This window comes from Streptomyces sp. A012304, assembly GCF_026008495.1.
Taxonomy (GTDB): Bacteria; Actinomycetota; Actinomycetes; order Streptomycetales; family Streptomycetaceae; genus Streptomyces.
This window is the reverse complement of sequence record NZ_BQUN01000188.1, coordinates 146,330-158,946: the sequence shown is the minus strand read 5'-3', so window position 1 is coordinate 158,946 and position 12,617 is coordinate 146,330. Positions and strand designations below refer to the sequence as shown.

Below are 12,617 nucleotides of genomic sequence, written 5' to 3'. Positions count from 1 at the left end.
GTGCTCAAGCCCCGGGCCGGAGACCCGGTGTGCTCGCCCCGCCGCACACCCCGGTGCCGAAGCCCCGCCGGACATCCGGTGTCGTACTAGCGCGCCGGCTGTCACCGACCGCAGCCGTCGCACCCGCACGTGCCGAGCTCGAACCACACGGTCTTGCCCGGTCCGTCCTGATGGCAGCCCCAGCGCCGGGCCAGCGCCTCCACCAGGAACATCCCCCGGCCGCTCTCCGCGCCACCCGCCTCCAGCACCCGCGGCGTGCGGCGGCCGGTGTCGGACACCTCACAGCGCAGGACGCCGTGCGCGGCGGCCAGCGTGAGCCGGAAACGGCTCGCGGAGTGCAGCAGGGCGTTGGTGGCGAGCTCGCTGACGAGCAGTACGGCCGTGTCGACCAGGTCGTCCCGCTCCGCCAGCCCCCATTTCTCCAGTTGCCGACGTACCTCCGCGCGTGCCTCGCGGACGGCGGTCGGCCGGGGAGCGTACTCGGCGCTCGCGTTCCCCGCACCCAGGGGCGGTTGCAGACAGGCACCGTACGGAGGTTCGGGGCCCGAAAGGCGCCCCCCGGAGAGTCGCAGCATGATCTCAGGATGGCCTCCCCGTACCGCCCGTACACGGGGAGGACTACCTGATTCCGTACCTGTTGTGACGTACGGGACGCGGACGGGGGAGGTACGGGTACGCGGGTGTCACCCGTACGGAGACATGGGTGTCACCCCTACGGAGATACGGGTGTCACCCGTACTGGAGACGCACGGCGGTCGTACCGGGTCCGGCGGGGCGGATGTCGACGTACGCGCACACCTGGCGGGCGAACCAGAGACCCTGGCCGGGGCTCAGGTCGGGGGTGGGCGGGGGGATGAAGCCGGCCAGCGGGTCGGCGATCCGGCGGGCGAGGGTCAGTTCGCAGACGCAGCCGGGGGCCTCGCCCCACAGCAGGGCGCCGGTGACCGGGCCGAGGGAGGCGGCCTCGCCGACGGCCGTGGCGAACAGCTCCGCGTCGGCGGCGCCCAGACCCTGCCCGGCCGCCCAGTCCCGTACGGCGCCCCGCGCGGGCCGGGTGAGGGCTCGCGCGTGGCTGGGGGGCGCCGGCAGCGGGACGGCGTCCAGCTCGGCGGCCAGCAGTACCGGGTCCTCGTACACCTCGGTGTCCGGGTGGGCGCGGCGCGCGGCGGCGACGAGGGCGGCGCCGGCGGTGCGGGTGTCGTAGACGCACAGGGCGGTGGTGGCCGTCGGGGCGAAGAGAAGGTTGGCGAGGGCCTCGTAGCGGATCCATTCGGCGCTCTCGCGCGGTGAGCGGCCGGCCCGGCCGTTCCACACCGGTTCCATGAGGAGGTGGACGCGGCCGCCGGGGCCGGCCTGTTCGGCGAGGTGGCCGGCGGCCCGGGCGACGGCGTTGGCGGCGGAGCCGGTGTACCAGTCGGTGTGCGCGACGAGGCCGATCCGGTCGGCGTCGGCGCCGAGGGCGTCACGCAGCAGGTCCAGTTTGGCGGGGGCGGCGATGGCCAGGGGCGGGGGTTCGTCCGGGGCGGCCAGGCCCTCGGCGAGGAAGGGAAGGGCGGCGGCCAGGAAGGCGTCGTCCGTGTCGGAGACGGCCATACGGTGGTCGAACGCCCCCTGGACCGGGGCGGGCTGGGTGGTCATCGGTCCCCCATCTGTGTGCGAGCGGTGGGCGGGTGATGGTCGTGCGGGTCCGGTGCGGGTGTGCTGGGGCGAGCGGGTCCGGTGTGACCGGAAGTCACCGCTGGGCCGCCACCCAGGCGGCGATCTGGCTGCGGTTGCTGAAGCCGAGCTTGCTGAGGATGCGTTCCACGTGGCCCTCGGCCGTGCGGCGGGCGATCACCAGACGGTCGGCGATCTGCTGGTTGGCGAGCCCCTCGGCGACGAGTTCGGCCACCTGGGCCTCCCGGCGGGTGAGCCGGACGCCGTCCGGCGGGGCGGCGGGGTCGCGGGGCGCGGCGGGCGGCGGGGGTGCGTGCGGGGACGGCGCGGTGCCGCGCACGGGCCCACGGGAGCGGGGTGGGCGGCCGCGGGTGCCGCCGTCCGCCCTGCCCGGACCGTCCGCACTGCCGGGCCTGTCCGCCCGGGCCCTGGTCGTGGCGGGGACGGGGACGACGCGGGGCGGGGCGGGCGTACGGCTTCCGGCCGGGGCGTCGTCGTCCAGGGCGTGGTGGACGAGGTCCACGAGGGCGAGGGCGGCGCCGCGTTCGTAGGCGCGGCGGTAGGCGGTGCGGCCCAGGGCCAGGCGGGCGCATTCCTCGCTGTCGCGGCGGGTGGCGACGAGGATTGCCGAGCCCCAGCGGCCGCTGTCGACGTCCGCCCAGGCGCGGTCGGCTCCGCCGAGCAGGACGGCCGCGCGCTCGTGGGCGCCGCGCGCGGCGGCGATCCGGGCGAGCAGGTCGAGGGTGAGGCCCATGCCGAGGACGTCGTGCACCCGGAGTTCGAGGCGCAGTGCCTGTCTGCCGTGCCGCTCCGCCCGCGGCCAGTCGCCCTTCACGGTGTGCGCGAGGGCCAGCATCCGCTCCACGTACGACAGGACCCACTGTTCACCGTGGTCGGCGCAGAGTACGCGGGTATCCTCGCAGACCGCGATGGCCTCGTCGGCGTGGCCCAGGAGGCTGAGGACGCAGGCGAGTTCGACGCGGACGAGGCCGACGATGCTGAGGTGCTGACCGGGGACGGGGCCGCGTGCGACGCCGGCCCGGAAGTGGTCCAGGGCGCCGGTGAGGTCGTCGCTGAAGAGCCGGACGACACCGATGGCGTACTCGGCGTGCGCCGCCTCCGCCGCGTCGCCGAGGCGGTGGGCGAGGTCGCGGGCCTGTTCGGCGCGGCGCAGGCCCCGGGTGAGGTCCTCGGGGCAGCCGGCGAGCAGGCCGGCGATCCACAGGGCGCGGGCGCGTTCGGGGGTGGGCTCGGGGTTGGCGGCCAGGGCGCGGTCGAGCCAGTAGCGGCCCTCGCGGGGCGCGCCGCAGGCGTGCCAGTGGAACCACAGGGTGCCGGCCAGACGCAGGGCGGCGCGGGACTCGCCGGGGGTGGTGAGGCTGAAGTCGAGGGCGGCGCGGAGGTTGTCCAGGTCGGCGCGGAGGCGCTCGACGATGGCGGGTTGGTCGGGGCCGAACCAGTCGCGTTCACAGGCGGTGGCCCGCTGCTGCATCCAGTCCCGCAGCCGGGTGCGTGCGGCGTGCTGCTCCCCGGGGAGCCGGCGCAGACGCTCCAGCCCGTAGTCCCGCAGCGTGTCCAGGAAACGGAACCGGACACCGCCGGCGGGGTCGGTCTCCCGGCACAGCACCGACTTGTCGACGAGCCCGGTGACGGCTTCGAGCACGGTGTGCGCGGCCAGCGGCCGCGCACCGTCCCCGGCCCCCCGCCCCGCCTCACGCTCCCCCACGCCATCCCCCGCCTCCGGGGGCCCGGAGCCCGCCTCCGCCGCACTGCCCCCTGCCTGCGGCACCTCGCAGACCGCCCCCGGCGCTCGGCAGACGGTCTCCACCGCCCCGGAAACCACCTCCGGCCCGCGGCGGACGGTCGCCACCGCCTCAGAAACCACCTCCGCCGCCCCGCACCCCGCCCCCGGCGCCCCGCGCCCCGCATCCTCCGCCCCGGCTGCCACTTCCGAGGTTCCGCGGGCAGCCGTCACCGCCGCACCCCCCGCCTCCGCCACCTCGGATGCCGCCCCCGGCGCGCCCCGGCCGGCGCCCGTGACGCCGCGCGCCCCGTCTCCCGCCCCCGGTGCCGTCTCCCTGGCACCGCACACCGCCTCGGCCGTCTCCAGGTCGAAGCTGCCCGGGAGTACCGAGAGGCGGGCCCAGACCAACTGCTCCACCTCGTCGCAGAGTTCGTGGCTCCAGTCGATCGCCGCGCGCAGCGTCTGGTGGCGGGGGGCGACCGTGGGGCTGCCGGTGGTCAGGAGGTGGTAGCGGTCGTCGAGGCGGCGCAGGAGCTGGTCGACGTCGAGGACGCGCATACGGACGGCGGCCAGTTCGATGGCGAGGGGCAGGCCGTCGAGGCGTCGGCACAGGCGGGCGACGGACGCCCGGTTCGCGGCGGTGAGCCGGAAGCCGGGGACGACGGCGGCGGCCCGGTCCGCGAAGAGGGCGAGGGCCGGGTAGCCGTCGGCGGCGGAGAGGTCACCGTCCGGGTCGGGGACGGGCAACGGCCGTACGTCCAGGAGGTGTTCCTCGGTGAGGCCGAGCCGGTGGCGGCTGGTGGCGAGGACCCGGACGCCGGTGGTGCCGTGCAGCAGGGCGGCGGCGAGGCCGGCGCAGGCCGCCGGCAGATGTTCGCAGTTGTCGAGTACGAGGAGGAGCCTGCGGTCCCGTACGCGTTCCACGAGCGCGTCCAGCGCGGGCCGGTCGGAGTAGTCGTACAGGCCGAGGGCGGTGGCGACGGCGAGCGGGACGAGGGCCGGGTCGCTAAGACCGGAGAGGTGCGCGAACCGGACGCCGTCGGGAAAGGCGCGGGCGACGCGGGCCGCGATCCGGCCGGCCAGCCGGGTCTTGCCGACCCCGCCGGGTCCGGTCAGGGTGACCAGCCGGGCCCTGACCAACAGTTCGCGCCCTTCGGCCAGTTCGCTGCGCCGGTCGACGAAGCTGGTCGTCTCCACCGGCAGGTGGCAGTCCCGATGTGGCGCTGATCCGCCCATGATCAGCCAGTCCTCTGGGGTGTCTCGTTACGCGGACCCCCATACTTCCCCCGGCCGCACGTATATGCACGTCGGGCTCACACTCACGGGTGTATTTCACCTAGGGCCGCGTTCACGCAGCCCAGCATGCGTACACTGCGCGGCCGTCGGGGACGGCGTCCCGCTCGGGCCGTCCCGTTCCGCTCGAATCCAGCCATCCCGACGCTTTGTTCGGTCTTGACCTGGCCATGACACAGGTCGACGATGAGCGGCACCCCGCACAGCACACCCGCACCCGCAGGTCGCACCCGCACCCGCACGTCGCACGTCGAACCACCCCCCGCTCCACTCCCCCACACGTCCGGCCACCCCGGACTCCCGGAGACACAAGGAGAGTTCATGCGACTCCGCATACGCGGCTCAGGCGCCCGCAGCGGCCGACGCACCGCGGCCCTCGCCGCCCTCGTGGCCCTCGCCCTGGCCGCACCGCTCTCGGCCACCACCACCGACGCGATGGCCGGCAGCGCCCCGAAGGCGGCACCCTCGGCGGACGACATCCGCCAGTACGAGATCCACATCCACCACAGCACCCCCCAGATGCGCACCGCGATCGCCGCGTCCGGGGTGAGCGTCGACGAGGCCGACGAGGAGACCGTCGTCGTCTCCGGCCGCGCGGACCAGGTCAAGAAGCTGCGCGCGCAGGGCTACGAGGTCGCGCCGGTGGGTGCCGCGCCGGACCGCACGGCCGAGGGCGAGGTGCGGCTGTTCGACTTCCCGTCCGCCGACTCCCGGTACCACAACTTCGCCGAGATGACCGCGGAGATCGACCAGCGGGTCGCGGCCCACCCGGGCATCATCAGCAAGCGGGTGATCGGCAAGTCGTACCAGGGCCGGGACATCGTCGCCATCAAGATCAGCGACAACGTCGGCACGGACGAGGCCGAGCCCGAGGTGCTGTTCACCCATCACCAGCACGCCCGTGAGCACCTCACCGTGGAAATGGCCCTGTACCTGATCCGCGAGCTGGGCGCCGGCTACGGCAGCGACTCCCGGATCACCAACATGGTCAACAACCGGGAGATCTGGATCATCCCGGACATCAACCCGGACGGCGGCGAGTACGACGTCGCCACCGGCTCCTACCGCTCGTGGCGCAAGAACCGCCAGCCCAACTCCGGTTCCTCGTACGTCGGTACGGACCTCAACCGCAACTGGGCCTACCGGTGGGGCTGCTGCGGCGGCTCCTCGGGTTCGACGTCCTCCGAGACCTACCGGGGGACGGCGGCCGAGTCGGCGCCCGAGGTGAAGGTGGTCGCCAACTTCGTGCGCAGCCGCGTCGTGGGCGGTGTCCAGCAGATCAAGGCCGGCATCGACTTCCACACGTACAGCGAGCTGGTGCTGTGGCCCTTCGGGTACACCACCGCCGACACCACCACCGGGATGACGGCGGACGACCGCAACGCCTTCGCGACGGTGGGCCGGTCGATGGCCGCGAGCAACGGGTACACACCCGAGCAGTCGAGCGACCTGTACGTCACCGACGGGTCGATCGACGACTACCTGTGGGGCACCCACAAGATCTTCGGGTACACCTTCGAGATGTACCCGGGCTCCGCGGGCGGCGGCGGGTTCTACCCGCCCGACGAGGTCATCGAGCGGGAGACCGCACGGAACCGGGACGCGGTGCTCCAGCTGCTGGAGAACGCGGACTGCATGTACCGGTCGATCGGCAAGCAAGCCCAGTACTGCGGTTAGCGGTGCCCGCGCCGGAGCAGTCGGTCAGTCGGCGTCCTCTTCGAAGTAGGCGTCGAGCACCGCGTCCAGCTGCTCGTCCCACTCCTTGAAGCGCGCCCTGGCCGTCGCCTCGATCTCGATCGGGTACCAGCGGCGGTCAGGGGTGTGCACCGTGACGGTGAACCGCTTGCCGAAGCGCGGGGCCTCCGTCTCGATCGCGCCGATCTCGTCCCAGCGGAACTCGCACTCCTCCTCGTCGAGGCGGAGGCGGACGCCCCGCGCGTCGGCGACGATCCGCGCCCGGCGGTCGGCGGCCTCGAAGACGGGGCCGTCGGGGGTCTCCTCGGACTCCGCGGGCTCCTCCGGCTCCTCGGACTCCGAGGACTCCGCGGCGGCGTCGGCCGGTTCGGCACCGGAGCCGGTGTCCTCCGCCACGACCGCCTCGTCGTCCTCCGCCTTCGCACCCTTCGCCTTCGGGTCCTTGGCCTTCGCGTCCTCCGGTTCCGCGGTCACGGGCGAGGTGAGCCCGGGGATGAATGCCGGGTCGAATCCGGCGCCCTCCAGGGGCTGGCTGCTCGAACCTATGCGCTGCTCCACAGCGGGCAGTATGGTCGACGATCCTGTGCCGCACACAGCCAGCCCCCAACTTCGTTATCAGACGCCTACACGGCAGGAGGGCGTCAGCCGAGGACGGCGAGCGCGTCGATCTCGATGAGGAGCCCGGCGGGGAGGCCGACGTAAACCGTGGTGCGGGCGGCGGGCGGCTGGGTGAGGCCCTGCTCCTCGAAGTAGGTGTCGTAGATGTCGTTCATCTCGGCGAAGTGGTCCACGTCGGTCAGATAGACGCGGATCATCAGGACGTCGTCCCAGGTGGCGCCGCCCTCCTGGAGGATCGCCTTGACGTTGGCCAGGGTCTGGAGGGTCTGCTCGCGCAGGGTGGGGCCGGCGGGCGTGGGGGGCTTGCCCTCCTCGGCGGGCAGGAAGCCGACCTGGCCGGCGACCTGGAGGATGTCGCCCTTCCTGACGCCGTGCGAGAACTTCGCGGGCGGGGCGGTGTGGGTCGTAGGGGTGAGCGCGATCTTGTCCGTCATGTGTGGTCCTTCACTGGCGTCCTTCCGGAGTACTCGCCGCTGATCGCGTCCGCCGTGCGGCGCACCTGCGGGAGCAGGGTGAGGAGTTCCTCGGCGGTGACGACGACATTGGGCGCGGACACCGACATCGCGGCGACGACCCGGCCGTCGGCGCCGCGGATGGGGGCCGCGACGCAGTTGACGGACTCCTCGTGGCCACCGAGGTCGGTGGCCCAGCCCTGTTCTCCGACCTTGTCCAACTCCCGCAGGAAAGCGGTGGCGTCGGGAGTGGAACGGGCCGTGTACAAGGGGTAGTCGAGCTTCTCGGCGACGGCGCGGCGCTCGGCCTCGGGCAGGTCGGCGAGGAGCAGCTTGGCGACGGCGGCGACGGTGATCGCGACGGGCTTGCCGATCCGGGAGTACATCCGTACCGGGTAGCGGCTCTCCACCTTGTCGATGTAGAGCACCTCGTTCTCCTCGTACACGGCGAGGTGGACGGTGTGCCCGCACCGCTCGTTGAGGCGTACGAGGTGGGGGTGGGCGATCTCGCGGACGTCGAGGTTCTCCATCGCCTCCTGGGCGAGGGCGAAGAGCCGGGCGCCCAGGCGGTAGCGCTGGTCGGACTGGCGGTAGACCAGGCCGTGCTCGTGCAGGGTGCGCAGGAGGCGCAGGGCGGTGGACTTGTGCACGCCGAGGCGGTCGGCGACCTGGCCGAGGTCGGCGGGGCCCTCGGCGAGCAGCGGCAGGATGCTCAGCGCGCGGTCGACGGTCTGGCTCATGGCGTGGGTACCTCCTCCGGGGCCTGACCGGACTGCGTCCAGCCGGGGCCGAGTCGAAGTCTCCCCCACGCGGGTGCGTCGAGGGCGGCCAGGCGGTCGGCGTCGCGGGCCGCAGGTGCGGCGAGGTCGCCGGGGACGGTGAGGGCGGCGGCGGCCATGAGGTGCCCGTGCCGCAGTCGTTGCCGTGCCGGCAGTCCACGCAGGGTGGCGGAGAGGAAGCCGGCGGCGAAGGCGTCTCCGGCGCCGGTGGCCGCGACGACGGTGACCCGGGGCGCGGATTCGAAGACACCCGGTGCCGTGGCGGGCGGTGGGCGCCCGTGGCGGGCCGGGAGGGCAGGAAGGCGACCATGGACCCGCCGAGCGCGACGACATCCACGACATCGGGGGCGTCGCGGGGTCCGGTGGCGGTCACGATCGTCGTAGCTCCCAGGCTGGTGCGGGGGTCGGCGGCCTTCGTTGACCCCGCGTCGGCGGAAATGTTAGACAGCGGTAAGCGACATACGCAATGAGTGTTGCAGATGATGCAACCCCTCACGTCAGGAGGCTCGTATGGCTCGGGATGCGGTCACCGTCAGCGGGACGGAAGCGCTCGCCCGACTCGCCGAGGAACGCGTCGACCACCGTTTCAAGGGCCTCCCGCCGGACGCCGACGGCCTCACCGTCGGTGAGCTGGCCGCCCAGCGCCGCAATCTCTTCACCGACGGCTTCGCGACCCCCGTGCTCGCCCTGTCCGCCGAGCGGCTGGAGCACAACCTGAGACTCATGGAGACGTACGCGGCCCGGCACGGCCTCGCCTTCGCCCCGCACGGCAAGACCTCCATGGCGCCGCGGCTCTTCCAGCGGCAGATCGAGCACGGCGCGTGGGGCATCACCCTGGCCGTGCCGCATCAGGTGTGGGTGGCGCGGGCGTTCGGGTTCCGGCGGATCTTCCTCGCCAACGAGCTGGTCGATCCGGCGGCGCTGCGCCGGATCGCCGCCGAGCTGGCCGCCGACCCCGCCTTCCGCCTGATCTGTTACGTCGACTCGGTGCGCGGGGTGGAGCTGATGGACGCGGCCCTGCGCGGGGCGGCCCGTCCGCTGGAGGTGGTGGTCGAGCTGGCCGCCGGCGAGGGCGCCCGCACCGGGGTGCGCACCGAGGAGGAATGCGCTGCGGTCGCGGACGCTGTGGCGGCCGTGGACACCCTGCGGCTGGTGGGCGTGGCGGGCTACGAGGGCGAGGTCCCGCAGGCGACCCCGGAGCGAGTGGACGCCTGGCTGCGGCGGCTGGTGGCGCTGGCCGTCGACTTCGACGCGGCGGGCCGGTTCGCGAAGACCGGGGCGAGCGGGGCGACCGGGGAGACCGGGGAGATCGAGGAGATCGTCGTCAGCGCGGGCGGCAGCGCCTGGTTCGACGCGGTCGCCGACGTCTTCGCCGGGATCCCCGACCTCTCCCGCCCCGTCCTGAAGCTGCTGCGCTCGGGCGCGTACGTCTCGCACGACGACGGCCACTACCGCAGGCTGACCCCGTTCAACCGGGTCCCCGAGGAGGGCGCGCTGGAGCCGGCGTTCCGGCTGTGGGCGCAGGTGGTCTCCCGTCCGTCGCCGGAGCAGGCGTTCGTCAACGCGGGCAAGCGGGACGCGGCCCACGACCTCGACCTGCCGTTCGCCCAGGTGATCCGCCGGGGCGGCACGGAACGCCCGGCGACCGGTGTCTCGGTCACCGCCCTGTCCGACCAGCACGCCTGGCTGCGGACCGGGCCCGAGGCGGACCTGGAGGTCGGCGACTGGGTGGGTCTGGGCCTGTCGCACCCCTGCACGTCCTTCGACAAGTGGCCGCTGATCCCGCTGGCCGAGGCGGACGGCACGGTCGTCGACTACATCCGCACGTTCTTCTAGGAGGCGGTCGTGGAGGAGCTGGTCGTCCGGGACGCGGATGTCGTCGACGGCAGCGGCGGGCCGTCGTACCGCGCGGATGTGGTGGTCGACGGCGGCCGGATCACGCAGATCGTCCAGGAGGCCGCCGCGGCGGGCTGCCAACGCCCCAGGGCGAGGCGGGAGCTGGACGCCGAGGGGCTCGTGCTGTCGCCCGGTTTCATCGACATGCACGCGCACAGCGATCTCGCCCTGCTGCGCGATCCCGACCACAGCGCGAAGGCCGCGCAGGGCGTGACCCTCGAAGTCCTCGGCCAGGACGGCCTGTCGTACGCGCCGGTCGACGACCGCACGCTCGACGAGGTGCGCCGGGCGATCGCCGGATGGAACGGCACGGGCGACGACGTCGACTTCGACTGGCGGTCGGTCGGCGAGTACCTGGACCGGCTCGACCGGGGTGTCGCGGTCAACGCCGCGTACCTGATCCCGCAGGGGACGGTCCGCGCGCTCGTCGTCGGCTGGGAGGACCGCGAGGCCACCCCCGAAGAGCTGGACCGGATGCGGCAGTCGGTCGCGGAGGGCATGGCACAGGGAGCCGTCGGCATGTCGTCCGGGCTCACCTACACCCCCGGCATGTACGCCCCGGACGCCGAACTCACCGCGCTGTGCCGGGTGGTGGCGGAGCACGGCGGCTACTACTGCCCCCACCACCGCTCCTACGGCGCCGGCGCGCTGGAGGCCTACGCGGAGATGGTGGCAGTGACCCGCGAGGCGGGCTGCGCCCTGCATCTGGCCCACGCCACCATGAACTTCGGCGTCAACGAGGGCCGGGCGCCGGAGCTGCTCGCCCTGCTGGACGACGCCCTCGCCGCCGGCGCCGACATCACCCTCGACACCTACCCCTACACCCCCGGGTGCACGACTCTGGTCGCGCTGCTGCCGAGCTGGGCCGGCGAGGGCGGCCCGGCGGAGGTCCTGCGCCGCCTCGCCGACGACGGGACCGCCGAGCGCGTCCGCCACCACCTGGAGGTGACCGGCTCGGACGGCTGCCACGGGGTGCCCGTCGAGTGGGACACGATCGAGATCTCGGGCGTGGGCGACCCGTCCCTGAGCGAGTACGTCGGTCTGACGGTCGCCCAGGCGGCGCGCTCGCGCGGCGAGACCCCCTGGACGACGGCCCGCCGGCTGCTCCTCGCGGACCGGCTGGCGCCGACGATCCTCCAGCACGTGGGCCATGAGGAGAACGTCCGCGCGATCATGCGCCACCGCGTCCACACCGGCGGCTCGGACGGCGTCCTCCAGGGCGCCAAGCCCCACCCGCGCGCCTACGGCACCTTCCCGCACTACCTCGGCCGGTATGTGCGGGAGCTGGGGGTGCTGTCGCTGGAGGAGTGCGTCGCCCACCTCACGGGGCGCCCGGCGGCCCGGCTGCGTCTGCCGGACCGCGGGCTGGTCCGCGAGGGCCACCGGGCCGACCTGGTCCTCTTCGACCCGCGCACGGTCGCGGCGGGCTCCACCTACGCCGCCCCGCGCACACCGCCCACCGGCATCCCGTACGTCCTGGTCGACGGCCGGTTCGTGATCGAGGACGGGCGGCGGACGGACGTCCTGGCGGGCCGGGCGGTGCGCGGGAGGCCCTGAGCCCTTACGGCTTGGGCAGGACGCACCCGGCGGCGCTGAGGTTCAGCTGGTTGCGGGTCGTGAAGCAGGCGGGGAACTGGTAGGTCTGCTGGGCGTAGTTGATGCCCTGGCGGACGGTGACGTTGCCGCTCGCGTCGATCTCGCAGGGGTTGTTCACGGTGCAGGACTCGCCGTCCTCGTTGCCGGTGTTGTTGACGGCGACGACCTTGCCGGTGGCCTGGTCGACGACGGGCGAGCCCGAGGTGCCGCCGATGGTGTTGCAGGCGGAGGTGTAACGGACCGAGTCCTTCCAGGTCCAGTCGCCCTCCTCCATGCGGTACACGAAGCCGTCGATGTTGCAGTTGTACAGCCGCTTCCAGTAGCCGGAGGCGACGGTGATCGCGGTGCCGGCGGTGGGGTGCGTGTCCTGGACGGTGAGCGCGCTGATGCCGTAGGAGTTGCGGATGGTCGCGTACGTGGTGGTGAGCTGGTAGATCGCGGCGTCCGTGTCGGTCATCGTCGCGTAGGCGATCTTGCTGGCGCGCAGCGTCGCGACCCGGGTGCCGGCGGAGTTCAGCAGGCCGAAGGTGCGGCTGGAGGCCCGGTTGACGATGACCTCGCCGGGCTGCGGGAAGCCGCTCTCCAGGCAGTGGCCGTTGGTGAGCACCAGCGCGGGGTCGCTGTCCAGGGAGTTGGGGAAGCGCACGACGGAGCCCGAGCAGTTGCTGAGCGCCACGGTGCCGGCGAGGGTGACGGCCCGGAGCGTGGGCGCGTCCGCCTTGGTCGCCGCCGTCGCGCCGGTCCGCTCCGCGGTCACGGGAGCCGAGGCCGTGGGCGCCGCGACCGCGGGCGCCGCGCCGGCTCCGGCGATCGCCAGGGCGAAGAGCGCGGCGACGAGAGGCTTTCTCATGTGGGGGGTCCCCTCTTACGACAGGACGACCGGAGATC

The 12,617-nt window shown here is 73.5% G+C and carries 10 protein-coding genes and 1 pseudogene; 3 read left to right on the top strand and 8 right to left on the bottom strand.

Annotated features, from left to right (window positions below; genetic code table 11):
* Positions 1-101: 101 nt before the first annotated feature.
* The 3 genes from ALMP_RS38705 to ALMP_RS38695 form a co-directional block, all read right to left on the bottom strand.
* Positions 102-575 (bottom strand): ATP-binding protein, encoded by a 474-nt coding sequence (locus ALMP_RS38705; protein WP_264936665.1) that lies wholly within the window; start codon positions 573-575, stop codon positions 102-104.
* Positions 576-729: 154 nt separating this feature from the next.
* The gene (locus ALMP_RS38700) at positions 730-1,638 is read right to left on the bottom strand and encodes an MEDS domain-containing protein (RefSeq protein WP_264936664.1); all 909 of its coding nucleotides are present in this window, start codon (positions 1,636-1,638) and stop codon (positions 730-732) included.
* Between the two features lie 94 nt (positions 1,639-1,732).
* Positions 1,733-4,636, bottom strand: coding sequence for a LuxR C-terminal-related transcriptional regulator (locus tag ALMP_RS38695; protein ID WP_264936663.1), 2,904 nt, complete (start codon positions 4,634-4,636; stop codon positions 1,733-1,735).
* Between the two features lie 378 nt (positions 4,637-5,014).
* Here ALMP_RS38695 and ALMP_RS38690 point away from each other — a divergent pair, with 378 nt between their 5' ends.
* Positions 5,015-6,370 (top strand): M14 family metallopeptidase, encoded by a 1,356-nt coding sequence (locus tag ALMP_RS38690; protein ID WP_264936662.1) that lies wholly within the window; start codon positions 5,015-5,017, stop codon positions 6,368-6,370.
* Positions 6,371-6,394: 24 nt separating this feature from the next.
* Here the strand turns inward: ALMP_RS38690 and ALMP_RS38685 are convergent, their stop codons facing one another.
* The 4 genes and pseudogenes from ALMP_RS38685 to ALMP_RS38670 form a co-directional block, all read right to left on the bottom strand.
* Positions 6,395-6,946: a hypothetical protein gene (locus tag ALMP_RS38685; RefSeq protein WP_264936661.1), complete on the bottom strand. Its 552-nt coding sequence runs from the start codon at positions 6,944-6,946 to the stop codon at positions 6,395-6,397.
* An 83-nt stretch (positions 6,947-7,029) separates the two neighbouring features.
* On the bottom strand, positions 7,030-7,440 hold the full coding sequence (locus tag ALMP_RS38680; RefSeq protein WP_264936660.1) for a RidA family protein: 411 nt from the start codon (positions 7,438-7,440) through the stop codon (positions 7,030-7,032).
* A complete protein-coding gene (locus ALMP_RS38675) occupies positions 7,437-8,198 on the bottom strand; it encodes an IclR family transcriptional regulator (RefSeq protein ID WP_264936659.1) in 762 nt (253 codons plus the stop codon). The genes ALMP_RS38680 and ALMP_RS38675 overlap by 4 nt, the downstream gene beginning before the upstream one ends.
* Positions 8,195-8,473 (bottom strand): annotated as a pseudogene (locus tag ALMP_RS38670) (PfkB family carbohydrate kinase); the annotation flags it as partial. The pseudogene ALMP_RS38670 and the gene ALMP_RS38675, both read right to left, overlap by 4 nt.
* A 274-nt stretch (positions 8,474-8,747) precedes the next feature.
* On the opposite strand from ALMP_RS38670, the gene ALMP_RS38665 reads away from it, so the two are divergent.
* A complete protein-coding gene (locus ALMP_RS38665) occupies positions 8,748-10,073 on the top strand; it encodes an amino acid deaminase (protein WP_264936658.1) in 1,326 nt (441 codons plus the stop codon).
* A gap of 9 nt (positions 10,074-10,082) precedes the next feature.
* Positions 10,083-11,690 carry an amidohydrolase family protein gene (locus tag ALMP_RS38660; RefSeq protein ID WP_264936657.1) on the top strand — a complete coding sequence of 536 codons (1,608 nt, stop codon included), beginning with the start codon at positions 10,083-10,085 and terminating at the stop codon, positions 11,688-11,690.
* A 4-nt stretch (positions 11,691-11,694) separates the two neighbouring features.
* Here ALMP_RS38660 and ALMP_RS38655 read toward each other — a convergent pair whose 3' ends face one another.
* Positions 11,695-12,579, bottom strand: coding sequence for a serine protease (locus ALMP_RS38655; protein ID WP_264936656.1), 885 nt, complete (start codon positions 12,577-12,579; stop codon positions 11,695-11,697).
* Between the last annotated feature and the right edge of the window lie 38 nt (positions 12,580-12,617).

What these genes read in the sequence shown, in the direction of transcription:
- ALMP_RS38705 (WP_264936665.1), bottom strand. Translation starts at nt 575, where the DNA reads ATGCTGCGACTCTCCGGGGGGCGCCTTTCGGGCCCCGAACCTCCGTAC.
- ALMP_RS38700 (WP_264936664.1), bottom strand. Translation starts at nt 1,638, where the DNA reads ATGACCACCCAGCCCGCCCCGGTCCAGGGGGCGTTCGACCACCGTATG.
- ALMP_RS38695 (WP_264936663.1), bottom strand. Translation starts at nt 4,636, where the DNA reads ATGGGCGGATCAGCGCCACATCGGGACTGCCACCTGCCGGTGGAGACG.
- ALMP_RS38690 (WP_264936662.1), top strand. Translation starts at nt 5,015, where the DNA reads ATGCGACTCCGCATACGCGGCTCAGGCGCCCGCAGCGGCCGACGCACC.
- ALMP_RS38680 (WP_264936660.1), bottom strand. Translation starts at nt 7,440, where the DNA reads ATGACGGACAAGATCGCGCTCACCCCTACGACCCACACCGCCCCGCCC.
- ALMP_RS38675 (WP_264936659.1), bottom strand. Translation starts at nt 8,198, where the DNA reads ATGAGCCAGACCGTCGACCGCGCGCTGAGCATCCTGCCGCTGCTCGCC.
- ALMP_RS38665 (WP_264936658.1), top strand. Translation starts at nt 8,748, where the DNA reads ATGGCTCGGGATGCGGTCACCGTCAGCGGGACGGAAGCGCTCGCCCGA.
- ALMP_RS38655 (WP_264936656.1), bottom strand. Translation starts at nt 12,579, where the DNA reads ATGAGAAAGCCTCTCGTCGCCGCGCTCTTCGCCCTGGCGATCGCCGGA.